Annotated in this window: 9 protein-coding genes; 3 read left to right on the top strand and 6 right to left on the bottom strand. The window is 73.4% G+C overall.

Annotated elements, in window-relative coordinates; translation table 11 throughout:
* The first annotated feature begins 219 nt into the window (after positions 1-219).
* Together E1293_RS06870 and E1293_RS06865 are read left to right on the top strand one after the other, a co-directional pair.
* Positions 220-1,296: a S1 family peptidase gene (locus E1293_RS06870; RefSeq protein WP_207938710.1), complete on the top strand. Its 1,077-nt coding sequence runs from the start codon at positions 220-222 to the stop codon at positions 1,294-1,296.
* 282 nt (positions 1,297-1,578) lie between these two features.
* The gene (locus tag E1293_RS06865; protein WP_243716068.1) at positions 1,579-2,634 is read left to right on the top strand and encodes a S1 family peptidase; all 1,056 of its coding nucleotides are present in this window, start codon (positions 1,579-1,581) and stop codon (positions 2,632-2,634) included.
* Positions 2,635-2,698: 64 nt separating this feature from the next.
* On the opposite strand, the gene E1293_RS06860 is transcribed toward E1293_RS06865, so the two are convergent.
* Positions 2,699-3,436: a thioesterase II family protein gene (locus E1293_RS06860; protein WP_207938709.1), complete on the bottom strand. Its 738-nt coding sequence runs from the start codon at positions 3,434-3,436 to the stop codon at positions 2,699-2,701.
* Between the two features lie 156 nt (positions 3,437-3,592).
* On the opposite strand from E1293_RS06860, the gene E1293_RS06855 reads away from it, so the two are divergent.
* Entirely contained in the window at positions 3,593-3,979 is a 387-nt protein-coding gene (locus E1293_RS06855) for a helix-turn-helix domain-containing protein (RefSeq protein ID WP_132194986.1), read from the top strand.
* A 177-nt stretch (positions 3,980-4,156) separates the two neighbouring features.
* Here E1293_RS06855 and E1293_RS06850 read toward each other — a convergent pair whose 3' ends face one another.
* Genes E1293_RS06850 through E1293_RS06830 form a run of 5 tightly spaced genes read right to left on the bottom strand, consistent with a single transcriptional unit; the run spans position 4,157 to position 26,157 of the window.
* Entirely contained in the window at positions 4,157-4,783 is a 627-nt protein-coding gene (locus E1293_RS06850) for a GNAT family N-acetyltransferase (RefSeq protein ID WP_243716067.1), read from the bottom strand.
* On the bottom strand, positions 4,776-4,985 hold the full coding sequence (locus E1293_RS06845) for an MbtH family protein (RefSeq protein WP_132194984.1): 210 nt from the start codon (positions 4,983-4,985) through the stop codon (positions 4,776-4,778). The genes E1293_RS06850 and E1293_RS06845 overlap by 8 nt, the downstream gene beginning before the upstream one ends.
* A gap of 15 nt (positions 4,986-5,000) precedes the next feature.
* Positions 5,001-8,957 (bottom strand): amino acid adenylation domain-containing protein, encoded by a 3,957-nt coding sequence (locus E1293_RS06840; RefSeq protein WP_243716066.1) that lies wholly within the window; start codon positions 8,955-8,957, stop codon positions 5,001-5,003.
* Complete coding sequence (locus E1293_RS06835; protein ID WP_132194980.1) at positions 8,954-16,630, bottom strand: non-ribosomal peptide synthetase; 7,677 nt, start codon at positions 16,628-16,630, stop codon at positions 8,954-8,956. The genes E1293_RS06840 and E1293_RS06835 overlap by 4 nt, the downstream gene beginning before the upstream one ends.
* A complete protein-coding gene (locus E1293_RS06830; RefSeq protein ID WP_132194978.1) occupies positions 16,627-26,157 on the bottom strand; it encodes a non-ribosomal peptide synthetase in 9,531 nt (3,176 codons plus the stop codon). The genes E1293_RS06835 and E1293_RS06830 overlap by 4 nt, the downstream gene beginning before the upstream one ends.
* Positions 26,158-26,439: the final 282 nt, after the last annotated feature.

The raw sequence follows: 26,439 nt of genomic DNA, 5'->3' as shown, positions 1-26,439 counted from the left end.
CGGGTCCGGGGAGACCCATTGGACCTACCGTCCAGTCACAACCCGGCCAACCGAGCCATCATGCCCGACATCGACCACAGAACCCACACCCATTGTGACAATCCGTTCATGGTCGATTAGTCACTTTCTCGTCTTACGCCGACGTTCAGGGTTCTTCCAGCATTGCCCGTGACCTCCGGTGCACCAACACGGGTGTGCCCAATCCCCCCTGGAGGCACAGTGAAGAACCGTTCCATCCGCATGAGCGGCGCCGCCGCCGTCACCATGGCGGCGTCCGGGCTGCTGGCGACCACCCTCGTCGCCGCACCCGCCGCGAATGCGTCCCTCGACGCGCCCAGCGGGCGCGTCACCACCCAGTCCGACACGGGCGGGGTGGCCGCGAAGCTGACGCAGCGGCTCGGTGGCCGCAGCGCCGGCGCGTACGTGGACCAGGCCACGAAGAACCTGGTGGTCACGGTCACCGACGCGAAGGCCGCGCAGGCGGTCCGCGCCGCCGGGGCCGTGCCGAAGACCGTCGCGCGCAGCGGCTCCGACCTGACCCGGGTCATGTCGGCGCTCCAGCGCGAGGCGACCGTCCCGGGCACCGCCTGGGCCGTGGACCCGGCCGCCAACCAGGTGGTCCTCACCATGGACAGCACGGTCAAGGGCGCCCAGCTCAAGAAGGTGCAGGCCGCCGCGACCAAGCAGGGCGCGGCCGTCCGCACCAAGCGCGTCGCGGGCGAGTTCCGCATGTTCACCGCGGGCGGCGACCCGATCTACACCGGCAGCGCCCGCTGCTCGCTGGGCTTCAACGTCAAGAAGGGGAGCGAGTACTTCTTCCTGACCGCGGGGCACTGCACCGAGGCGGGCTCCACCTGGACCGACGAGTCGGGAGGCACGCTCGGCAGCAACGCCGGCAGCGAGTTCCCCGGCAACGACTACGGCCTCGTCAAGTACGCCTCCACCCCGGAGGACACCGAGGGCGGCGTCACGAACAACGGCCAGTTCCAGGACATCACCGGTGCCGCGAACGCCACGGTCGGGCAGACCGTGACCCGCAGCGGCAGCACCACCGGCGTCCACGACGGGGAGGTCACCGCGCTCGACCAGACGGTGAACTACCAGGAGGGCAGCGTCAGCGGCCTGATCCAGACGACGGTGTGCGCCGAGCCGGGTGACAGCGGTGGCCCGCTGTTCGCCGGGTCCAGCGCGCTCGGGCTGACGTCCGGCGGCAGCGGTGACTGCTCCTCGGGCGGGACGACGTTCTTCCAGCCCGTGACCGAGCCGCTGTCGGCGTTCGGGGTCGAGATCTACTAGCGGCCCTGGCGGCCCGCCGGAGCTCCCAGGCGGCGGGAAGCCTCATCCTCGGCCCCGGTCCTCCACCAGCCCCCGGTGCAGGACCGGGGCCGAACCGCGTTCTCTTCCGCGGCGCCGCGGCGGGCATTGCGGGACTGACCATGGAGTCACCCCGCAGCTGCCAAGGGTTTGCTCCCGAATTGGTCATGTCTTGTGTCTTACGTCTGCCTTGACCGGTCTTACACCATGTCGGCAACCTCCGGCGCACCATCCCGGTGCGCCCCATCCCCCGTGGAGGCACAAGTGAAGATCGCTCACAGGCGCGCCGGCGCCGCCGCCGTCACCACCGCGGCGGCCGGCCTGGTCGCCGCCACCCTCGCCGCGGCTCCCGCCGCGTCCGCGGCCCCGGCGGCGCCCGCCGCCCCGGCCGCGCCCGGCACGGCGGCGACCTCGCTCGCCCAGCAGCTCGGCACCCGCAGCGCGGGCTCCTACCTGAAGGGCGGCAAGCTCGTCGTCACGGTCACCGACGCACAGGCCGCGCAGGCGGTCCGCGCCGCCGGGGCCGTGCCGCAGACCGTCGCGCGCAGCGGCGCCGACCTGAAGCAGGTCATGTCGGCGCTCAAGCGCGAGGCGACCGTCCCGGGCACCGCCTGGGCCGTCGACCCGGCCGGCAACCAGGTCGTCCTCACCATGGACAGCACGGTCAAGGGCGCCCAGCTCAAGAAGGTGAAGGCCGCCGCGAGCAAGCAGGGCGCGGCCGTCCGCACCGAACGCGTCGCCGGAGCGTTCCGCACGTTCACCCGCGGCGGCGAGGCCATCTACACCGGTGGCGCGCGCTGCTCGCTGGGCTTCAACGTCCGGAGCGGCAGCACGTACTACTTCGTCACCGCCGGCCACTGCACCAACATCGGCACGACCTGGACCGACGGCTCCGGCCGGACGCTGGGCCGCACCGTCGCCAGCAGCTTCCCCGGCAACGACTACGGCGTCGTCCAGTACAGCTCCACCCCCGCCGACACCCAGGGCACCGTCAGCCTGTACAGCGGTACCCGCGACATCACCTCCGCCGGGAACGCCTCGGTCGGGCAGACCGTGTACCGCAGCGGCAGCACCACCGGCCTGCACAACGGCCAGGTCACCGCGCTCAACCAGACCGTGAACTACCAGGAGGGCAGCGTCAGCGGCCTGATCCGGACCACGGTCTGCGCGGAGCCGGGCGACAGCGGCGGCTCCCTGTTCTCCGGCTCCACCGCGCTCGGCATGACCTCGGGCGGCAGCGGCAACTGCTCCTCGGGCGGGACGACGTTCTTCCAGCCCGTCACCGAGCCGCTCTCCCGCTACGGGCTGAGCGTCTACTGATCAGGAGGCTCCCATGAGCGGCAGGCCGTCCCCGTACGGACTCCATGGGGACGGCCTGCCCGGATTACCCGGCCGCGGGTACTTCGAGCGTGCGGAGGACCTCGGCGATCACCGCGGGCTGCTGCTCGGTCAGGTAGAAGTGGCCGCCCGGAAGCACCCTGAGGGCGAACCGCCCGTCGGTGACCCCGGCCCAGCCGCGGGCCTGCTCGGGGGTCACGTGCGGGTCGTCGTCCCCGACGATCGCGGTCAGCGGGACGGTCAGCCTGGTCCCGGGCCGGTGCTCGTAGCGCTCGATCAGCGCGAAGTCGTTGCGGACGTAGGGCAGCACGAGCTCGCGCAGCTCCGGATCCCGCAGCACCTCGGCGTCGGTGCCGCCGAGCTTGATCATCTCGGCGACGATGCGGTCGTCGTCCCCGTCGGCGACGCGGTCGCCGCCGCGGTCGTGCGGCGGGCGGGCGCCGGAGGCGAACACGTGCACCGGGGCGCTGCCCCGTTCCTGCAGCAGCCGCGCCACCTCGTAGGCGAGGACGGCGCCCATGCTGTGCCCGAACAGCGCGGCGGGCCGGTCCAGCAGCGGCGCCATCGCCCCGGCGACGAGGCGCGCGAGCTGGTGCGCGTCGGTGACGAGGGCGTCCGCCATCCGGTCGGCGCGGCCCGGGTACTGGACGGCCTGCACCTCAACGGCCGGGCCGGCCGCCTTGGCCCACGGCCGGTAGGACACCGCCGACCCGCCCGCGTGCGGCAGGCAGAACAGCCGCATCGACGCCCAGGGCCGCTTCTCGGGGCAGCGGAACCAAGTCACGAAACCTCCAAAGGACACCCCGGCCTCTTATGCCGGGGGAGCAACTCGGACCCTGTCAGCAGCGGCCCGGCATGGCCGTGCCTGACCTGGAGCGAAGTCCGCCGACATCCGGCCAGAATTCTTAACACGATTCGCCCTGTCGCAAAGTAACCATCCATGAGGACGGCGTACAAGTGCCGGGCGTATCCGGCTCCCGAGCAGGCGGCGGTGCTGAACCGCACGTTCGGGTGTGTACGCAAGGTTTGGAACCAGGTGCTGGACTGGCGCACCCACCACTACCGCACCCAGGGAACCCGCATGTCCTACGCCCAATCGGACCGGTACCTGACGCATCTGAAGAGGACCGAGCAACTGGCGTTCTCAACGAGGTCTCGTCGGTACCGCTGCAGCAGACGATACGGCACCAGTCCACCGCCTTCGCGAACTTCTTCGCCAAGCGCGCTCGCTATCCCCGTTTCAAGTCCCGCGAAGGCAGACAAGCCGCCACCTATTCCCGTTCGGCGTTCCGGATGCGCGGCAGTGAACTGTTCTTGGCCAAGATGACCGGGCCGCTGACATTCGTGTGGTCCTGGGCCGATATCGACGTGGCATCGGTCGACCCGACAACGGTGACGGTTTCCCGCGAACGTGACGGCACGTGGTACGTCTCGCTCACCGTGGACGTCGCCGATCCTGCCCCTCTGCCCGCCACCGGTGATGCAGTCGGGATCGACCTGGGCATCACCGATCTCGCAGTGGCTGCGGATGGTCCGCTTTGTGGCGCGGGTCCCGCGGCAGCGGCCAGGGCGCGATCCTCGGGTCTGGGACGAGCTTCGGCGCGGTGCTCTCCGCCGCCACCTTGAAGCCCCGCCGCCGGTAGTTCGCGATCGCGTTCGGGTGGTCGAGGCTGCTGGTGCGCAGCCAGACCCGGGACGCGGGGCCCGCGGCCGGCGCCCACAGCTCGCCGCGCTGCCAGGCGCGGCGGGTGCACTGCTCGACGAGGTAGCCGCCGTAGCCGCGGCCGACGAACGCGGGGGTGAGCCCGACCAGGTGGATCTCGGTGTCGCCGCCGGGCTGCGCCTCGATCTCGAAGAAGCCGGCGACCGTCCCCTCGGCCATCGCGATCCACGTGGACAGCTCGAGGCGCTCCACCCAGGCCCGCCAGCGCTCGTGCGTCCACGGGAAGCGGTCCGTCCAGCAGACGCGGGCGCCGACGGCCGCGTACAGGGCCCGGTTCAGGTCGGCGGACGGCAGCCGGGCGAGGGTGAACGTCATCTCGACGCCCGGCAGCGGGGCGGGGCGCAGGTCGGCGGCGTCCGGCATCTCCATCGTCCACTCGGTGACCGCGGAGATCGCGACGTCAGTCACCCATGGCCTCGATGAGGCTCTTCGGCCGCATGTCGGTCCAGTTCGCCTCGATGTACTCGAGGCACGCCTGCCGGGTGTCCTCCTCCTTGGCGACCGTCCACCCGGCGGGGACGTCGGCGAAGGTCGGCCACAGCGAGTGCTGGCCCTCGTCGTTGACGAGGACGACGTAGGTGCCGTCGGGGTCCTCGAAGGGGTTCGTCATCGGTGTCCCTTTCAATCAGTGCTGCGTTCGATCGGTACTGCGCAGCTTGCCGAGCTTGGCGGCCAGGACGGCGCCCATCTCGGCGGCCGGGCCCGGCTCCATGAGCAGGTGGTGCTCGGCGTCGATCGGGTAGTCCTCGATCCCGCCGTCCACGAGCGGGCCCCAGTTGGAGCGCGCCTCGGGCGACCCGGCGGCGCGGCCCTGGAGCGCGGTGAAGAACACGATGTCGCCGCGGAAGCGTCCGGGCACGTACTCCTCGGCCTGGCGGAGCCCCTGCTCGTAGTTGCGGTAGACGTTGACGAGGTCGTCCTCACCGAGGGTGGCGAAGGCGTCGTCGCGCTCGGCGAGCACCGCCATGATCTGCGCCATGTCGGGGTTGCCGTCCGCGGCGACCATCCGCGCGTCGATGCCGATCGACTCCAGCAGCTCGGGGAGGACCTCCCGGCGCTCGGCTCCGAGGTCCTGGCCGTGGTAGGCGTCGACGAGGGCGAGCAGGCCGACCCGCTCGCCGGCGGCCTGGAGCCGGACGGCCATCTCGTAGGCCACGAGCCCGCCGAGCGACCAGCCCACCAGGTGGTAGGGGCCGCAGGGCTGGACGGCCCGGATCTGCGCGAGGTAGTCGACCGCCATCTCCGCGACGGACTCCGGCAGCCGGGACCGGGTGAACGCGCGCGCCTGGAGCCCGTAGATCGGCCGGTCGGGGCCGAGGTGCCGCTGGAACTGGAAGTAGACCCAGGCCAGCCCGCCGGCCGGGTGGACGAAGAAGACCGGCGGCCGGGGGCCGGACGCGCGGATCGGCAGGAGCACCTCGAAGCCGAGCCGGTCCTCGGGCTCCCCCGCCCGCACCATCGCCTCGACGGTCTGGTGGGTGAACACGTCGCGGGGGGTGAGCTCGATGCCGGCCTGCCGGGCGCGGGTGGCGAGCCTGAGCGCGGCGATGCTGTCGCCGCCGAGGTCGAAGAAGCCGGCGTCGGCACCGACGCGGTCGAGCCCGAGGACGTCGGCGACGATGGCGCAGAGCCGCTCCTCCTCGGGCGTGCCCGGGTCGCGTCCGGCGGCGGCCTCGGTGTAGTCGGGCGCCGGGAGGGCGCGCCGGTCGAGCTTGCCGTTCGGGCCGACGGGGAACGTGTCGAGCCGGACGAACGCGGCGGGCACCATGTACTCGGGCAGCCTGTCCTTCACGAACTCGCGCAGGCCGTCCACCGGCCGCTTCTCCCCGGGGGGTTCAGGGGGGTCGTCCCCCCTGAGGGACAGAGCCGGTGCGATGACGTAGGCGACGAGGGTCTTGACGCCCGGGGTGTCCTCGCGGGCGATGACGGCGACGTTCGCGACGTCCGGGTGGGCGGCGATCGCGGCCTCGATCTCGCCCGGCTCGATCCGGAACCCGCGGACCTTCACCTGGAAGTCGGCGCGGTCGACGTACTCCAGGTCGCCGTCCGAGCGCCACCGGACGAGGTCGCCCGTCCGGTACATGCGGCCGCCGGGCGCGCCGAACGGATCGGCGACGTAGCGTCCTGCGGTCAGCGACGGGCGGCGCAGGTAGCCGCGGCCGACCCCGGCACCCGCGATGTACGCCTCGCCGACGACGCCGGGCGGGACCGGCCGCAGCCCCTGGTCCAGCACGTACACGCGCATGTCGTCGATGGGGCGCCCCAGCGCGGCGGACGTCTCGGACGGGTCGCCGAGCCGCCCCCGCAGCTCCGTGTGGGTCGTGTACGTGGTGCCCTCGGTGGGCCCGTACACGTGGCCGACGCCGGTGTCCGGGCACGCGGCGAGGACCTTGCGCATGGCCGCCGGCGAGCCCGTCTCGCCGCCGGTGAGCACCTCGCGGAGCGGGGCGAACGCGTGCGGCCGCTCGTCCGCGACCAGGTTGAACAGGGTCGTGGTGAGGAACAGGCCGGTGATGCCCTCGGCGGCGATGATCTGTTCGAGAGTGCCGGCGTCCAGCCGGCCGGGCGGCGCGACGACCGCCGTCCCGCCGCGCAGCAGCGGCGTCCACGTCTCGTAGACGGACGCGTCGAACGCGTGCGGCGAGTGGACGAGGACGCGGTCGTGCGCCCCGCCCGTGAGGCGGCCGTCGGTGGCGAGGTCGACGGCGTCCCGGTGCCGCAGCATGACGCCCTTGGGCAGGCCCGTCGACCCGGAGGTGAACAGGACGCAGGCGAGCTGCTCGGGGTGGCATTCGACGCCGGGCGGGGTCTCGGGCTGCGCGGCGGTCTGCGGGTCGTCGTCCATGACGAGGATCTCCGCGGACGTGTCGAGACCGGCGGCCCGGTCGCGCATCGGCGTGTTGACGACGAGCACGGGGGCGCCGACTTCGGCGACCGCCCACGCCGTCCGCTCCGGCGGGTAGGCGTGGTGGATCGGCGCGTACGCCCCGCCCGCCTTGAGGATCGCCAGCGAGGCGACCACCGTGTCGGCGGATCGTTCGAGCAGGACGGCGACCGGGACATCCCGTCCGACGCCGAGCCCGATGAGGCGGTGCGCGAGGCGGTTCGCCCGGACGTCGAGTTCCGCGTACGTGATCGACTCGCCGTCGGCGCGGACGGCGACGGCGTCCGGGGAGCCGGCCAGCCGTTCCGCGAACCGGCCGGTGATGGTGCCCGCGGAACGGCCGGTGACCGGACCCTGCCAGGCTTCGAGGACCCGGGTCCGCTCCTCCTCGTCCAGGACGGCGATGCGGGCGAGGGGCAGGCCGGGCCGGTACGCGATGGCTTCGAGGATGCGCTCGAACCGGCGCATCAGGCGCTGCGCACCGGCCTCGGTGCAGAAGTCGGGCCGGTGGTCGATGCGCAGGGACAGGCCGCGCCCGGGGACGGCGGCGAGGGTCAGCGGGTAGTGGGACGCGTCGTAACCGTCCACGTCGTGGAGGGTGAGGCCGCCGAGGTCGGTGCCGGCGGCGTCGGGGTCGAACGGGTAGTTCTCCAGGACCGTCATCGTGTCGAACAGCGTCCCGGTGCCGGAGAGGCGCTGGATGTCGGACAGGCCGAGATGGTGGTGCGGCATCAGCGCGGCCTGCTCGTCCTGGAGGCGGGTCAGGGCCTCGGCGACGGTGTCGGCGGGGTGGACGCGGACGCGGATCGGCAGCGTGTTGATGAACAGCCCGATCATCTGCTCGACGCCGGCCAGTTCGGGCGGGCGGCCGGAGACGGCGGCGCCGAACACCACGTCGGTGGAACCCGTGAGGCCACCGAGGAGTGTGCCCCACGCGAGTTGCAGGACGGTGTTGAGGGTGACGCCCTGGGATCGCGCGCGCGCGTTGAGCGCCGAGGTGAGGTCCTCGGTGAGGCGCACCCGGACGCGTCCGGGTGCGCCGGGGCCCGGCTCGCCGGCGCCGGGCGCCGCGAAGGTGGGTTCGTGGACGCCGTCGAGGGCACGCCGCCAGGCGTCCTCGGCGGCGGGGCGGTCCTGGGCGGCGAGCCACGCCAGGTAGTTCTTGTAGGGCGCGACGCGCGGCATCCCGGTGTCGTCGCCGTCGGCCAGGTACAGCGCGAACAGCTCGGTCTGCAGGACGGGTGTGGACCAGCCGTCCAGGAGGATGTGGTGGTTGGTGAACACCATGCGGTGCAGGCCGTCCGCCAGCTTGATGAGCAGGAACCGCAGCAGCGGCGGCTTCGCCATGTCGAACGGGCGGGCGCGTTCGGCGTCGGCCAGCTCGCGGGCCCTGGTGTCGCGGTCGGCCTCGGGCAGGCCGGAGAGGTCCTCGTCCTGCCACGGCAGCCGCACCGCGCGGTGGACGACCTGGACGGGTGTGCCCTCCTTGCGCTGCCGGAACCCGGCGCGGAGGTTGGCGTGCCGGCGCAGGAGGGTCGCGGCGGCGGCGCGCAGCGCGCCGGTGTCGAGGGGGCCGCGCAGGTCGAACACGACCTGGGCGGTGTAGACGTCGCGGCCGGAGTCGTAGAGGGCGTGGAAGAAGAGCCCCTGCTGTAGCGGGGACAGCGGGAGGATGTCCTCAAGCTGCGACGTGCTCAATCCAGCTCCCATTCGCCGTCGAGCTCGGCGGCGAGCTCGTCGATCTCGTCCTGGCCGACGTCCACGAGGGACAGGTCGGACGGGGTGAACCCGCCGACCGGCCCGCCGGCGGCGCCGTCGACGACGTGCGCGACGAGGCCGCGCAGTGCGGCGAACCAGCGGCCGGCGAGGTCCTCGATCGCCTCGTCGCCGAACAGGCCGCCCGCCCACGTCCAGGTCGCGGACAGTTCGGGTCCGTCCGGCAGATCGCGGGTGTGGGCGTTGACCTCGACGGCGTGGACGAGGCCGAGCGCGGCGTCCTGCCCGGTGCCGAGGGCGTCGGCGTCGGCCTTGCCGGCGGGGCCCCAGTCGGTGGCCTCGGGCACGGTGGAGCGGCCGAGGTAGTTGAACGCGATCTGCGGGTGGGCGGCGGGGCGCGCCGCCGGGCCGAGGTAGCGGAGGAGGCCGTGGCCGATGCCGTTGTCGGGGATCTCGCGGAGCTGCTCCTTGACCCGCTTGAGGGCGGTGCCGACGGCCTGGCCGCCTTCGCGGACGTCGGCGGGCGACAGCCGTCCGGGGTCGAGCCGCACCGGGTGGATCGTGGTGAACCAGCCGGCGGTGCGGGACAGGTCGACGCCGGGGACGATCTCCTCGCGCCCGTGCCCTTCGAGGTCGACGAGGACGGCGGTCTCGTCGGCGACGCCGCGGTCATGCCGCCATTCGGCGACGGCGAGGGCGAGGCCGGTGAGCAGGACGTCGTTGACCCGCCCGTGGAACGCGGCCGGGACCTCGGTGAGGAGCGGTCCGGTGACGTCGGCGGGCAGGTCGAACGTGCGGTGCCTCGCCGTCGCGAACGTGTCGGCGGCCGGGTCCAGCGGCCGGGTGCCGAGGACGGGGTCGGGGGTGGCGAGGATGTCGTCCCAGAGCGGCAGCTCGGCCGCGCGGGCGGGGTCGGACGCCTCGGCGGCGAGGCGCTGCGCCCAGCGGCGGAACGAGGTCGGGACGGGGTCGAGGTCTCCGCCGGCCCAGGCGGTGACGAGGTCGGGCAGGATGATCCGCCAGGACACGCCGTCCACGACGAGGTGGTGGAGGGTGAGGAGCAGGCGCCCGGACGCGGCCGGGCCCGCGTCGAACCAGACGAGCTGCGCCATCGTGGCGGCGACCGGGTCGAGGCGGCGGCGGGCGTTGTCCGATTCTTCGGCGAGGGCGGCGCGGAGCGCGTCGGTGCCGAGGCCGGCGACGTCCACGCGGTGGACGAGCGCCGCGGCTTCGACCGTGCCGGGTTCGGCCACGTCGAACTCGCCGCCGTGCACGCGGAGGCGGAGCATGTCGTGGTGGTCGAGGACGGTCTGCAGCGCGGCCGCCAGCCGCTCCGTGCCGAGATCCGGGGGGACCTGGAGCAGCATCCGCTGGCTGTAGCCGTCGACGGGGCCGGTCAGCTCCTGGAACCAGCGCATGATCGGGGTGGCCGGGATCCGGCCGATGCCGGTGCCGGGCGGCTCCGCCTCGACCCGCTCGCCTTCGCCGGCCGGCCGCGCGGTCGCGGCCAGCTCCTCGACGGTCTGGTGCTGGAACACCTCGCGGGGGGTGATGACGAGGCCGGACCGGCGGGCCCGGGAGACCAGCTGGATCGCGATGATCGAGTCGCCGCCGAGGTCGAAGAACCCGTCGTCGATCCCGACCCGGTCCAGGCCGAGCACCTCGGCGAACAGGCGGGCCAGGGTCTCCTCTTCGGGGGTGCGGGGTGCGCGGGAAGAGACCTTGGCGGCGAAGTCGGGCGCGGGGAGCGCCTTGCGGTCGAGCTTGCCGTTCGACGTCAGCGGGAGGGCGTCCAGCTCGACGACGGCCGCCGGAACCATGTGGTCGGGCAGCGTCCGGCCGGCGAAGCGGCGCAGGCCCGCGGCGTCGACGCCGGACGCGACGACGTAGGCGACCAGGCGGTCGTCGCGGACGACCACGGCGGCGTCGCGGACGTCTTCGTGCTTGGCCAGGACGGCCTGGATCTCGCCCGGCTCGATCCGGAAGCCGTGCAGCTGGACCTGCTGGTCGGCGCGTCCGAGGTATTCGAGGCCGCCGTCGGGGCGGCGGCGGCCGAGGTCGCCGGTCCGGTACATGCGGGTGCCGGGCCTGCCGTGCGGGTCGGCGACGAACCGTTCGGCGGACAGGCCGGGGCGGTTCAGGTAGCCGCGCGCCAGCCCGGCGCCGGCGACGTACAACTCGCCGGGCACGCCGGGCGGGACAGGCTGGAGGCGTCCATCGAGGACGTAGACCCGCAGGTCGGGAATGCCGGCGCCGATGACGCTGCCGGGCGCGGTCGCGGCGTGGACGCGGTCGAGCGCGGCGTAAGAGACATGCACGGTCGTCTCGGTGATGCCGTACATGTTGACGAGCGTCGGGGCGTTCTCGTCGTGCCGGGCGTACCAGTCCTCAAGGCGGCCGAGGTCGAGGGCTTCGCCGCCGAAGACGACGTGGCGCAGGGCCAGGTCAGTGCCCGGGTTCTCCTTGTCGGCCGCCATCAGCTGGTAGAACGCCGACGGCGTCTGGTTGAGGACGGTCACCCTTTCCTGCTCCAGGAGGGCAAGGAAGTCCGCGGGCGTGCGTGACGTCAGGTAGGGGACGACGACGAGCCGACCGCCGTACAGAAGCGGGCCCCACAGTTCCCAGACCGAGAAGTCGAACGCGTAGGAGTGGAAGAGCGTCCACACGTCGTCCGCGCCGAAGTCGAACCATTCCTCGGTGGAGCGCAGCAAGCGCACCACGTTCTGGTGCGGGACGACCACGCCCTTGGGGCGGCCTGTCGAGCCCGACGTGTAGATGACGTACGCCGGGTTGTCGGGTGAGACGGCGATGCCGGGATCGGTGTCGGGTTGGTCGACGACGTCCAGGTCGCCCGGGCGCAGGGTGAGGACGGGCTTCGCGTCCTCGACCATGTAGGCGATGCGGTCTTCGGGGTAGTCCGGGTCGATCGGGACGTAGGCCGCGCCCGCCTTCAGGACGGCCAGGACCGCCACGACGAGGTCGGCCGACCGCGGCAGCGCCAGCGCGACGAACCGCTCGGGCCCCGCGCCCTGCCCGATCAGCCGGTGAGCGAGACGGTTCGCCTTAGCGTTGACCTCGGCGTACGTCCACGACACGCCCTCGAACGTGACCGCGGGCGCGTCCGGGCGGGCCGCCGCCTGCGCCTCGAACAGCGCCGGAATCGTCGTCCGCTCGACGTCGCGGCCCTCGCCGCCGGCCCAGCGGCCCAGGAGGGTGCGGCGCTCGGTCCGGTCGAGGATCTCGGCGGTGGTGATGGGCGCGTCGGGATCGGCGACCAGTTCGCGGACGAGGCGTTCGAAACGGCCGGCGATCGCCTGCGCGGTGGCGGGGTCGAAGAGGTCGAGGGCGTATTCGAGTCCGGCCTCGATGCCGCCGGGCGCGCCGTCCTCGCCGTGCCGTTCCTCCAGGTAGAGGGACAGGTCGTACTTGGCGGCACCGGCCGGGAGGGGTTCGGCTCCGCCGGTGAGCCCGTCCAGGTCGAGCCGTGCCCCGGGGTTGTTCTGGAACGACAGGACGACCTGGAACAGCGGGTGCCGCGCCATCGACCGCGCCGGGTTCAGGACCTCGACGAGCCGCTCGAACGGGAGGTCCTGGTGCGCGTAGGCGGCGAGGCCGGTCTCCTTCACCCGCGAGATCAGCTCACGGAACGAAGGCTCCCCGGACGTGTCGGAACGCAGGACGAGCATGTTGACGAACATGCCGACCAGGTCGTCGAGGGCCTCGTCGGTGCGCCCGGCGATGGGCGCCCCGATCGGCACGTCCGTCCCGGCGCCGAGCCGGGTGAGCAGCGCGGCGTAGGCGGCCTGCATGACCATGAACAGGCTCGCGCCGCTCTCCCTGGCGAGCGCCAGGAGCCCGGCGTGGAGTCCGGCGTCGAGTTCGAAGGAGTGCGTGCCGCCCCGGTAGGACGCCTCGGCCGGACGCGGCCGGTCGGCGGGAAGCGCGAGCTCTTCGGGCAGCCCGTCCAGTGCGTCCCGCCAGTAGGCGATCTGCGCCGAGATGAGGCTGTCCGGGTCGTCCTCCGACCCGAACAGTTCGCGCTGCCAGAGCGTGTAGTCGATGTACTGGACGGGCAGCGGCTCCCACTGCGGTTCGCGGCCTTCCGCACGGGCCGTGTAAGCGAGGAGCACGTCGCGGGCGAGGGGCGCCATCGACCATCCGTCCGCCGCGATGTGGTGCAGGACGAGCATGAGGACGTGCGTGCCGCCGAGCGCGAACAGCCGTGCCCGCAGCGGCGGCTCGACGGACAGGTCGAAGCCCTGCCCGGCCGCCGCCGCCAGCGCCGCCGGCAGTGCGGCCTCGTCGGTGCCGGTGACGTCGAGGCGGGGGCGGGCGTCGGCCGGGTCGAGGACGAGCTGCCGGGCGCTGCCCGACCCGTCCGGGAAGATCGTGCGGAGCGGTTCGTGCCGGGCGGCGACATCGGCGAGGGCGGCGCGCAGCGCGTCGAGGTCGAGCGCGCCGTCGAGGCGCAGCGCGATCGGCATGTTGAAGGTCGCCGACACGCCGTCGAGGCGGTTGAGGAACCAGAGGCGCTGCTGCGCGTACGACGGCGGGACCGCGCCCGGGCGCTCGGCCCGCACCAGCGGCGGGCGGACGCCGCCGGCCGCGCCGGCGAGCCGTTCGGCGAGCCCCGCGACGGTCGGCGCCTCGAACAGCGCCCGGACGGGCAGCTCCGCGCCCAGCGCCGACCTGATCCTGCCGACCAGCCGGGTCGCGGTGAGCGAGTCGCCGCCGAGCTCGAAGAACCCGTCGGTCACGCCCACTCTGGACACGCCGAGGATCTCGGCGAACAGCCCGCAGAGGATCTCCTCCTGCGGCGAGCGCGGCGCGCGGCTCGCGGCGGCGCCGGTTCCGGGCGCGGGCAGGGCGGCCCGGTCGAGCTTGCCGTTCACGGTGAGGGGCAGCGCGTCGAGGACGGTGAACGCCGGGACCATGTGGTCGGGCAGCCGCTCCGCCGCGAACCGGCGGACGGCCGCGACGTCGACGTCCGGCCCCACGAGGTAGGCGGCGAGGCGCTTGTCGCCGGGCCGGTCCTCGCGGACGACCACGGCGGCCCGCACGACCCCGTCGCACCCGGCGAGGACGTTCTCGATCTCGCCCGGCTCCACCCGGAAGCCGCGGATCTTGACCTGGTCGTCGGTGCGGCCGAGGTACTCGATCGTCCCGTCCGGGCGCCATCGGGCCAGGTCGCCGGTCCGGTACATGCGGTCGCCCGGCGCGCCGAACGGGTCGGCGACGAACCGCTCGGCGGACAGGCCGGGACGGCCGAGGTACCCGCGCGCGAGCTGGGCACCGGCCAGGTAGAGCTCACCGGGGACCCCGGCCGGGACGGGCTGGAGAGCGGTGTCCAGGACGTAGGAGCGGGTGTTGCGGTAGGGCGAGCCGATGGCCGGGCGCTCGCTGCGGCCGACGACCTGGTTCATGGTGTCGATGGTCGACTCGGTCGGCCCGTAGAAGTTCCGGGCGGTGAGCCCGGGGATGGCGCGCAGATCGTCCCAGAGGCTCTCGCTGATCGCCTCGCCGCCGAGAAGAAGGTGTGCCGGCAGGTACCGCTCGTCGGCCAGCAGGCCCGATTCGCGGAGTGAGGCGAAATGCGACGGGGTGGTGTTCACCAGGTCGATCCGCGCGCGTGCCACGTACGCGGTGTACGCCTCGGCGTCGCGGCGGGTCTCGTCGCCGATGAGGTGCAGCTCGTGGCCGTGCATCATCCACAGCAGGCCCATCCAGGACGTGTCGAACGAGAACGACGCCAGATGGGCGAAGCGCATCCGGCGTCCGCCGGCGGACTCGCTCACCGGGTCGATGAAGGCGTCCCGATGCGCCTCGAAGTAGTTGAGCACGCCCGCATGCGGCACGGTCACGCCCTTGGGCCGCCCCGTGGACCCGGATGTGTAGATGACGTACGCGGCGTTCTCCGGCCGCAGTGCCCGCACCCGATCCCGGTCGGACGGGTCGTGCCCCGGCCGCGCCGCCGCTGCCGGCAGGCCGTCGGCCGTGATGGTGAGGGCCGGGCGGGCATCGGACAGCATGAAGGCGATGCGGTCCGGCGGGTACTCCGGGTCGATAGGAACGTAGGCCGCTCCGGCCTTCAGGACGCCGAGGATCGCGACGACGATCTCGGGGGTGCGCGGGAGGACCAGGGCGACGCGGTCTTCGGGGCCGATGCCCCGGGCGATGAGCTCGTGGGCGAGGCGGTTGGCGCGTTCGTTCAGTTCCGCGTAGCTCAAGGCGGTGTCGCCGCAGACGAGGGCCGCTTCCGAGGGCGTGCGGGCGGCCTGCGATTCGAACAGGACCGGGAGGGTGCCGGACGGGATGTCGCCGGCCGTGTCGTTCCAGGCCGCCAGCGCCGTGCGTTCGGTGCCGCTCGCGAGGTCGACGGCGCCGATCAGGCGGCCGGAGTCGTCGGCGAAGGCCTCCAGGAAGCGGCGGACGCGGGCCAGCAGCGCTTCGACGACCGGCTGCTCGAACGCGTCCGGCCGGTAGTGCAGGCGGAGCGACAGGTTCTCGCCCGGCACGGCGACGAACGACAGCGGGAAATGGGTCGCGTCGTAGGAGTCGGCCGCCGCGATGCGGACGCCGTTGAGCGGGCCGTCCATGGCGGACGGGTCGAACGGGTAGTTCTCCAGCACCGTCATCGTGTCGAACAGCGTGCCGCCGTGGCCGGCCGCGCGCTGGATGTCGGTGAGGCCCAGGTGGTGGTGGGCGAGGAGGGCGGTCTGCTCGTCCTGGAGCCGTTCCATCAGCGTGCCGAGCGGCTCGTCCTGGCGGTACCGGACGCGGACCGGCAGCGTGTTGATGAACAGGCCGATCATCTGCTCGACGCCGGGCAGTTCGGGCGGGCGGCCGGAGACGGTCGCGCCGAACACGACGTCGTCGGAGCCGAGGAGCCGTCCGAGGACGAGACCCCACGCGCCCTGCAGCACGGTGCTCAGCGTGACACCGTGGCGGCGGGCCGCGCGGGTGAGGCGGCGGGTGGTGCGCCCGTCCAGCTCGGTGATGGTCCGCCGCGGGGGCCGCGGGGCGCGGCCGGCGGCCTCGGGGGCGACGAGGCCGGGGGCGTCCACGCCGTCGAGGGCGCGGCGCCACGCCTCTTCGGCGGCGGCGCGGTCCTGCTGGGCGAGCCAGGCCAGGTAGTTCTTGTACGGGGTGACGCGCGGCATCCCCGTGTCGTGGCCGCCCTGCATGTAGAGCAGGAACAGCTCGGTCGCGAGGACCGGCGTGGACCAGCCGTCCAGCAGGATGTGGTGGTTGGTGAAGACGAGCCGGAACCGCTCCGGCGCCGTCCGGACGAGGACGAACCGCAGCAGCGGCGGCGCGGTCATGTCGAAGCCGCGCGCCCGCTCCCGCGCGACGACGGCATCGGCCTCGGCCCCGGACGCGGTGATCTCCTCCCACGGCAGCTCGACCGTGCGCGGGATCACCTGGACGGGGCGCGACAGGTCCTCGTGCCAGAACGCGGCCCGCAGGTTGGCGTGCCGGCGCAGCAGCGTCTCGGCGGCGGTCCGCAGCGCCGGGACGTCCAGGGGCCCCTCAAGATCGAGGACGAGCTGGGCCGTGTAGACGTCGCCGTCGCCGGCGTCGACGAGGGCGTGGAAGAAGAAGCCCTGCTGCAGCGGCGACAGCGGCAGGATGTCCTCGAGATCACCCCGGTTCACCGGCTCTGCCTCCACGCGGTCTGCAGGCGGTCGATCTCGCCCTGGTCCAGGTCGACGAGCAGGTCGGACGGGGTGAACCCGGCGGACTCCCCGGCGGCGACGTCCGCGACGAGGCCGCGCAGGGCCGCGAACCAGCCGTCCGCCAGCTCCCGGACGTCGCCGGCGTCGAGCAGCCCGCCCGGCCACGTCCACGTCGCGGACAGCACGGGGCCGGCCGGGAGGTCGCGGGTGACGGCGTTGATCTCCAGGGCGTGCGCCATCGGCATGCGGGGGTCCTCGCCCGCGGGCAGGTCCTCCGGCGCGAGCGTCCAGTCGCCGCCGTCGTCGCCCGGCGCGATCCGGCCGAGGTAGTTGAACGCGATCTGCGCGGGCGGCGCCCCGGCCAGTTCCCCGTCGCCGTCGACGTGCCGGAGCAGGCCGTAGCCGAGGGCGTCCGGGACGGCCCTGAGCTGCTCCTTCACCTTCTTGACGGCCGCGCCGCCGGTCGCGTTGCCCGCGTCCAGCCGGACGGGATGGATCGAGGTGAACCAGCCCGCCGTCCGGGAGACGTCGACGCCGGGGACGACGTCGTCGCGGCCGTGGCCTTCGAGATCGATGAGGACTCCGCTGCCGCGCCCGCCGTGGTGCCTGCGCCACCGGGCGACCGCGACGGCGAGGCCCGTGAGGAGGACGTCGTTGGCGCGCCCGTGGAACGCGGCGGGCACGTCGGTGAGCAGCGGCCCGGTCACGTCGGCGGGCAGGTCGAGGGTGACCGAGCGGGCGCGGGCCGCGATGTCCACGCGCGGGTCGAGCGCGCGGGCCGCGATGTTCTGCGGCGGGCCGTCGACGATGTCGAGCCAGTCCTCCAGCGCGTCCTCGTCCCGTTCGGCCGCGGTGAGCTTCTGCGCCCAGCGGCGGAACGACGTCCCGACCGGCTGGAGCTCTCCCCCGGCCCAGGCCGTGACGAGGTCGGGCAGGAGGATGCGCCACGACACGCCGTCCACGACGAGGTGGTGCAGGACGACGAGCAGGCGTCCCTGCTCCTGGCCCGCGTCGAACCAGACGAGCTGCGCGACCGTCCCGGCGACCGGGTCGAGGCGGTCGCGGGCGGCGGCGGCCTGCTCGCCGATGACGGACCGGACCTTTTCCGAGTCCATGCCCGCGACGTCGATGCGGGTCACGAGGTCGGACGCGCCGGACGAGCCCGGCTGCCGGACGACCGGCTGCCAGCCGTCCAGGCGCAACCGCAGGACGTCGTGGTGGTCCAGGAGGGTCCGGAGCGCGGCGGTCAGCTTCTCCAGGCCGAGGTCCGGCGGGGTGCGGAGCAGCATCGCCTGGTGGAAACCGCTGATCAGCGACGCGTCGCCGGCGACCCGGTCGCGGAGCCAGGCGATGATCGGGGTGATCGGGACGGGGCCGACGCCGGCGCCCGGCGCCTCCGCCTCGATCTCCTCGTCCTCGCCGACCGGCCGCGCGATGGCGGCCAGCTCCTCGACGTTCTGGTGCTGGAACACATCGCGCGGCGTGATGACCAGGCCGGACCGGCGCGCGCGGGAGACGACCTGGATGGCGATGATCGAGTCGCCGCCGAGGTCGAAGAACCCGTCGTCGATCCCGACCCGGTCCAGGCCGAGCACCTCGGCGAACAGGCGGGCCAGGGTCTCCTCCTCGGGTGTGCGGGGCTCGCGGGCGGAGACCTTGGCGGTGCGGCCGGGCGCGGGCAGCGCGTTCCGGTCGAGCTTGCCGTTGACGGTGAGCGGCAGCGCGTCCAGCTCGACGACCGCGGCCGGGACCATGTGGGCGGGCAGGTCCCTGCCGGCGGACCGGCGCAGCTCCGCCGCGTCGATGCCGGACCCGGCGACGTAGGCGACGAGGCGGTCGTCGCGGACGACCACGGCGACGTCCGAGACCGTGTCGTGCCGGGCGAGTACCGACTCGATCTCGCCCGGCTCGATCCGGAAGCCGCGCAGCTGCACCTGCTGGTCGCTGCGGCCGAGGTAGTCGAGGCGGCCGTCGTTCAGCCGGCGCGCGACGTCGCCCGTCCGGTACATGCGGGCGCCCGGCGCGCCGAACGGGTCGGCGACGAACCGCTCGGCGGACAGGCCCGGCCGGTTGAGGTAGCCGCGCGCGAGGCCCGCGCCGGACACGTACAGCTCGCCGGCGACACCCGGGGCGACCGGCTGGAGCCGATCATCTAGGACGTAGACGCGCAGGTCGGGGATGCCGGTGCCGATGACGCTGCCGGGCGCGGTCGCCGCGTAGGCGCGGTCCAGGGCGAGGTACGAGACATGCACCGTGGTCTCGGTGATGCCGTACATGTTGACGAGTGCCGGGGCGTCCTCGTCGTGCCGCGAGTACCAGTCCTCAAGGCGGCCCAGTTCGAGGGCTTCGCCGCCGAAGACGATGTAGCGCAGGGCCAGGTCGGTGCCCGGGTTCTCCTTGTCGGCCGCCATCAGCTGGTAGAACGCCGACGGCGTCTGGTTGAGGACGGTCACCCTCTCGCGTGCCAGGAGAGCGAGGAAGTCCTCCGGTGAACGCGATGTCAGGTACGGGACGACGACGAGCCGGCCGCCGTAGAGCAGCGAGCCCCACAGCTCCCACACCGTGAAGTCGAACGCGTAGGAGTGGAAGAGCGTCCACACATCGTCCGGGCCGAAGTCGAACCATTGCTCGGTGGAGCGCAGCAACCGCACCACGTTCTGGTGCGGGATCACCACGCCCTTGGGGCGGCCTGTCGAGCCGGACGTGTAGATGACGTACGCCGGGTGGTCCGGGGAGATGGCGACGCCGAGATTGGTGTCGTCGTAGCCGGTCGCGTCCAGGTCGTCCGGTCCGAGGGTGAGGACGGGCTTCGCGTCCTCGACCATGTAAGCGATGCGGTCTGCCGGATAGTCCGGGTCGATCGGGACGTAGGCCGCGCCCGCCTTCAGGACGGCCAGGATCGCCACCACGAGGCCGGCCGACCGCGGCAGCGCCAGCGCGACCAACTGCTCGGGCCCCGCACCCCGCTCGGCGAGCCGCCGTGCGAGACGGTTCGCCTTAGCGTTGACCTCGGCATACGTCCACGACACGCCCTCGAACGTGACGGCCGGCGCGTCCGGGCGTGCCGCCGCCTGCGCCTCGAACAGCGCCGGAATCGTGGCCCGCTCCACCGGGGCGGGTGAACCTCCCGCCCACTCGCCGAGGATCAGCGACCGCTCCCTCGCCGACAGGACGTCGGCGGACCCTATCGGCGCGTCGGGCGCGGCCAGCAGCGCCGACAGGAACCGCTCGAACCGCTCGACGAGGCGCTGCGCGGTGGACGGGTCGTACAGGTCGAGGGCGTACTCCAGCTCGCCGTCGAGCCCGTCCTCCCGCTCGGTGAGGATCATCAGCAGGTCGAACCGGGACACTCCGGCCGCCAGCGGCTCCGGCTCGGCAGTGAACCCGGGCATCTCCAGCCGTGCCTCGGGATTGTTCTGGAACGTCAGCCCGACCTGGAACAGCGGGTGGCGGGCGAGGTGGCGCGGCGGGTTGAGCACCTCGACGAGCCGCTCGAACGGGACGTCCTGGTGCGCGTACGCGGCCAGGCCGGTCTCCTTCACCCGGCCGACCAGCTCGCGGAACGAGGGGTCGCCGGACGTGTCGGTCCGGAAGACGAGCATGTTGACGAACATGCCGACCAGGTCGTCGAGGGCCTCGTCGGTGCGCCCGGCGATGGGCGAGCCGATCGGCACGTCCGTCCCGGCGCCGAGCCGGGTGAGGAGGGCGGCGAACGCGGCCTGCGCGACCATGAACGGGCTGGCACCGGTCTCCTGGGCCACCTTCACGACGCCCGCGCGGACGTCGGCGCCGAGCCGGAACCGGGCCGTCCCGCCCCGGTAGGACGCCGCGGCCGGGCGCGGCCGGTCGGCCGGCAGCGCGAGCTCCTCCGGCAGTCCGGCCAGAGCGTCCCGCCAGTACGCGATCTGCGCCGAGATCAGGCTGTCCGGGTCGTCCTCGGAGCCGAAGAGGTCCTGCTGCCAGAGCGTGTAGTCGGCGTACTGGACGGGAAGCGGCGCCCACTCGGGCTCACCGCCCCCGGCACGGGCGGCGTAAGCGGTGATGAAGTCGCGCGACAGCGGCGCCATCGACCAGCCGTCGCCGCCGATGTGGTGCATGAGCAGCAGCGCCACATGCTCGTGCGGCCCGACCCGGAACAGGTGGGCGCGGAGCGGCGGCTCGGCCGAGATGTCGAAGGTGTACCCGGCGGCCATGGCGAGCCGCGACGGCAGCTCCGCCTCGGTCGTCTCGGTGACCTCCAGCTCGGGACGGGCGGCGGCCGGGTCCAGGATGAGCTGGCGGGGCACTCCCCCCGCGTCCGGCAGGATCGTGCGGAGCGACTCGTGTCGTGCGACGAGGTCGCCGACGGCGGCGCGGACCGCGGCCACGTCCAGGGGGCCGCGGATGCGCAGCGCGGCCGGCATGTTGTAGGTGGCGGAGGGCCCCTCGAACCGGCCGAGGAACCAGAGCCGCTGCTGCGCGTACGACGGCGGGATCACCTCGGGGCGCTCGCGCGGCTCCAGCGCGGGACGGCCCGGCGAGGCACCGCCCTCCAGCAGCGCGGCGAGGCTCGCGACGGTCGGCGCCTCGAACAGGGCGCGGACGGGCAGTTCGACGTCCAGTGCGCGGCGGACGCGGCTGACGACCCGCATCGCGACGAGCGAGTTGCCGCCGAGCGCGAAGAAGTCGTCGTCGGCGCCGACCCCGTGCACGCCGAGCAGGTCGGCGAAGACGGCGGCGACGGCCTCCTCCGCCTCCCCGGACGGGGCGCGGAACGCGGTCGCCGGGAGGATGGTCAGCTCCGGCTTCGGGAGCGCCTTGGCGTCGACCTTGCCGTTCGGGGTGAGCGGCATCTCGTCCAGGACGACGACCGCGGCGGGCACCATCGACTCGGGCAGGCTCTCCCGGATGTGGGCGCGCAGCTCCTCCGGGTCGAGCGTCTGGCCGGGCGCGGCGACGACGTACGCGACGAGCCGCTTCTCGGTCGGCGCTTCCGCGATCTCCGGGGCGCCGGGAAGTTCGAGGTCCAAGGCCGTGACGGCTCCGCCGGACGCGACGGCGGCCTCCAGGGTCCGCCGGAACCAGCCGGCGAGCCGCCCGGCGGTGTCCCGGTCGAACAGGTCGAGCGCGTATTCGAGCGTCCCCGCGAACCCGCCCGCGCCGTCGCGGGCGTCCGCCAGCAGGAACTCCAGGTCGAACTTGGCGACCCCGGCGTCCACCGGCTCGACGGCGACGTCCAGGCCGGGCAGCTCGACGGACGCCTCCGGGTTGTTCTGCAAGGTCAGCATGACCTGGAACAGCGGGTGCCTGGCCAGCGACCGGACCGGGTTCAGCACCTCGACGAGCCGCTCGAACGGGACGTCCTGGTGCGCGTACGCGGCGAGGTCGGTCTCCCGGACCCGGGCCAGCAGCTCCGCGAACGACGGGTCGCCGGAGGTGTCGGTCCGCAGCACCAGCGTGTTGACGAAGACGCCGACGAGATCGTCCAGGGCGGCGTCGGTGCGCCCGGCGATGGGCGAGCCGATCGGCACGTCCGTCCCAGCCCCGAGCCGGGTGAGGAGGGCGGCGAGCGCGGCCTGGAACACCATGAAGACGCTGACCTGGTGGTCGCGGGCGAGCGTCCGGAGGCCGTCCGCCAGTTCCGCCGGGACGTCGAAGGCGACCTGCCCGCCCCGGTAGGAGGCGCGGTCCGGCCGCGGGCGGTCGTGCGGCAGCCGGATCTGGTCGGGCAGCCCGGCGAGGGCGTCCTTCCAGTAGGCGATCTGGCGGGCGGCGAGGCTGCCCGGGTCGCTCTCGCTGCCGAGCAGGTCGCGCTGCCAGAGCGCGTAGTCGGCGTACTGGACGCCGAGCGGCGCCCACGCGGGGGCGTCTCCGTCGAGCCGGGCGAGGTAGGCGGTGATCACGTCGCGGGCGAGCGGCGCCATCGACCAGCCGTCCCCGGCGATGTGGTGCAGGACGATGAGGAGCAGGTGCTCGTTCTCGTCCAGCCGGTACAGGTGGGCGCGCACCGGCAGCTCGTTCGCCAGGTCGAAACCGCGCGTGGCGTCCATGAACAGGGCGCCGTGCACGTCGTCGGGCTCGGTGACGGTGAGCCGCGGGGCGGCCTCGTCCGGCGCCAGGATCACTTGGTGCGGCTCGCCGTCGGCGTCGCCGAACAGCGTCCGCAGCGACTCGTGCCGGGCGACGACGTCGCGGAGCGCGTCCCGCATCGCCTCGTGGTCGACCGCACCGGTGAGCCGCAGCGGGATCGGCAGGTTGTAGGTGGCGGTGAGCCCTTCGAGCCGGTTCAGGAACCAGAGCCGCTCCTGCGCGTACGACACCGGCAGCGGGACGGGGCGTTCCACCGCCTCCAGGGCGGGACGCCCCGCCTCCCCCGCGGACGCGATGTACTCGGCGAGGCCCGCGACGCTCGGGGTCTCGAACAGCGCCCTGACCGGCAGTTCCACGTTCAGCGCCGCGCGGGCGCGGGCGACGGCGCGGGTCGCCTTCAGCGAGTCGCCGCCGTGGTCGAAGAACCCGTCGTCGATGCCGACCCGCTCCAGCCCGAGGACGCCGGCGAAGATCCCGCAGAGGATCTCCTCGCGGGCGTCACGCGGGCCGCGGGCGGTGCGGCCGGCGGTGAAGTCCGGCTCGGGCAGCGCGGCCCGGTCGAGCTTGCCGTTCGGGGCGAGCGGCATCGCCTCCAGCACGACGATCGCGGACGGCACCATGTAGTCCGGCAGCGTCTTCGCGGCGAAGGCCCGGAGTTCGGCCGGATCGGCGGAGCCGACGACGTAACCGGCGAGCACGGTGTCCCCGGCGGCGTCGCGGCGCGCGACGACGACGCTCTGCGTGACGGCGGGGTGCGCGGCCAGTGCCGCCTCGATCTCGCCAGGTTCGATGCGGAAGCCGCGCACCTTGACCTGGTGGTCGAGGCGGCCGAGGTACTCGATCTGGCGGGCGCGGTCCTCCTGTGGGGGGGCGACCCCCCACGCCCCCCGGGAACCGCCCAATCGCCAGCGGACCAGGTCACCCGTCCGGTACATGCGCTCCCCCGGCCCGCCGAAGGGGCAGGCGACGAAGCGGTCCGCGGACAGGCCGGGGCGGCGCAGGTAGCCGCGCGCCAGGCCGTCGCCCGCCACGTACAGCTCGCCGGGCACGCCGGCCGGGACGGGCTTGAGCCGCTCGTCCAGCACGTAGGCGCGGGTGTTGGCCATCGGGCGGCCGATCGGCGCGAGGCCCTCGGCGTTGCCGTCGTCGAACCAGCCGGTCACGAAGATCGTCGCTTCGGTGGGGCCGTAGATGTTGGAGATCCGCGCTTCCGGCAGCAGCGCCCGGACGTCCTGGACGAGCTGCGGCGGCAGCGCCTCCCCGCCGAGCGCCACGTCCCCCACCTCGAGCCGGATCCGGGAAGACGAGTCCCCGGCGGCGGCGTCGGGGTGCCCGCCCCTGGCGAGGAGGACCGACACGGCGGACGGGACGCCGCTGATCAGCGTCCCGGACCAGCCGCCGCGCTCGGCGATTTCGAGGAGGTCGCGGACGACCTCGATCTCGCCGCCGCTGGTGAGCGGCACCAGCCACTCGAACACCGAGACGTCGAAGTTGAGCGACGTCGAGAACAGCACGCGGCGCATCCGGTCGGGCCCGTAGCTCGCCATCGACTCGGCGCAGAAGTCGACGACGTTGGCGTGGGAGATGACGACGCCCTTGGGGCGGCCCGTCGAACCGGACGTGTAGATGATGTAGGCCGGGTTCTCGGGGCGCAGCGGCCGGACGCGTTCGGCGTCGGTGACGTCACCGCCGGAGAGGCCGTCGAGAGCGAGCGCGTCGAGTTCGACGCGCGGCGTGCTTCCCGGCAGGTCCGCGTCGCGCGTGGTGATGACGCAGGCCGGGGCGGCGTCCTGCAGCATGTAGGCGATGCGGTCGGACGGGTACGCCAGGTCGATCGGCTGGTAGGCGGCGCCCGCCTTCAGCACGGCCAGCGCGGCGACCACCAGGTCGGCGTTGCGCGGGAGGGCGAGGGCGACGAAGTCCTCCGCGCCGACCCCGCGTCCGACGAGGTGGCGGGCGAGGCGGTTCGCGCGGGCGTTGAGCTCGGCGTAGGTGAGGACGGCATCACCGGCGACGACCGCGGTCGCGCCGGGTACCTGGGCGGCCTGCGCTTCGACCAGGTCGGGAACGACGGCCGGTGCGACGGGCAGGTAGGTGTCGTTCCAGCCGTGGAGAAGGGTGTCGCGCTCGGTCTCGTCCAGCAGCTCGACGTCGCGGAGCCGCGTGGCCGGGTCGGCGTCGCCGAGCGTGCGCAGCAGCCGGACGTAACGGTCCAAGTGCGCGGCCACCTGGCCCTCGGTGTAGAGGTCGGGGTGCGCCTCGAAGTCGACGCGCATGCCGGCGCCGTCGAAGTTGTCGTAGATGTTGATCGACAGGTCGTCGATCGGCCCGATCGTGAGCGCGTGCATCCGCGCCGGCAGGCCCGCGAAGTCGAGCCGGTAGTCGAACGCCATGATGTTGATGACCGGCCCGTACAGGCGGCGGCGCTCGCCGAGCAGCCGCAGGTCGCGCAGCAGGTCCTCGCGCCGGTAGCGCTGGTGGCGCAGCGCCCGCGCGCTCGCCCGCGTCGCCGCGCGCACGAGGTCGTCCACCGTCATGTCGGGGCGGACGCGCACCCGCAGCGGCAGGATCGTCGAGAGCATCGCCGGGGTGTCCCGCGCGGCCTGCGTCGTGCGGCCGGAGACGGCGAGGCCGAGGATGACGTCCTCGGTGCCCGTCATCCGCGCCACGTACGCGGCGGTCGCGGCGATCGCGAGGCCCTGCGTCGCGGTGCGCAGCCGGCGGGCGCCGGCGGCGAGCCCGGCGGTCGCGTCCGGCGGGACGACGGTGATCAGGCTCAGGTAGTCGGCGGTCGGCTCGGCCATCTCGTCCGACAGCGACACCGCGACCGGCTTGTCGGCGAACCGCCCGGTCCAGTAGGCGCGGTCCCGCTCGAACCTCTCCGACGTCCGGTAGGCGTCCTCGTCCGCGAGGACCTTGCGGTAGTCGCCCAGTTCGGACGGGACGTACTCGCCGCCGTTCGCCAGCGAGGTGTACACCTCGGCGGCGCGGCGGCTGACCAGCGACCCGCTGTGGCCGTCCTGGATCACGTGGTGCGCGCGGATGAACCACCAGTGCCGGTCCCGGGACAGGCGCAGCAGGGCGGTGACGTACAGCCGGTCGGCGTCGAGCGGGAGCGGCGCGGCCATCCGCTCCTTCATCCACACCCGTGCGGCGGCCTCCGGGTCGGGCTCCCCGGACAGGTCGACGAGGGGGATGGAGGCGGTCGCGCCGGAGTCGAGGAGCTGGTGCGGAAGGCCGTCCCGCTCGGCCAGCCGGACGTTCATCGCGAGCGCCTCGTGCGCGGCGATGCGCGCCACCCGGTCGAACAGCCCGTGGTCGACGGGGCCGTCGATCTCGATGTACTGCGCGATGTGGATCGGCGTTTCGGGCGCCAGCTGCTGCGCGTACCAGACGCTCCGCTGGGCCGCCGAAAGGGGGACGTTCTCGGTGGGCATCACGCGGCACTTTCCCCGTCGCAGAGAGTTCGCTTTACGCCCTTCATCGGAACCGGCAAGGCGCCGGCGGGCAGAAATTCAAAGAGAATCACCACAGAACTGATCGGGTTTCCCCGTCCCCTTTCACCCCGAGTCCCCTCCGGGTCGCGTGATCGGCCCGCGCGATCCCGGAGTCAACGCCCTGTGTTCCCGCCAATACGGAGCGCCGCCGCTTTCCGCACCTGGCCGGACCCGCCCGCGTCCCGCGTTCTACTCGGGAGTAGCGGAGTCACAGTCAAGCAG

Origin of the sequence: Actinomadura darangshiensis (assembly GCF_004349235.1) — a bacterium.
In the GTDB taxonomy this organism is placed as follows: domain Bacteria; phylum Actinomycetota; class Actinomycetes; order Streptosporangiales; family Streptosporangiaceae; genus Spirillospora; species Spirillospora darangshiensis.
This window is presented reverse-complemented; position numbering and strand designations above follow the sequence as displayed.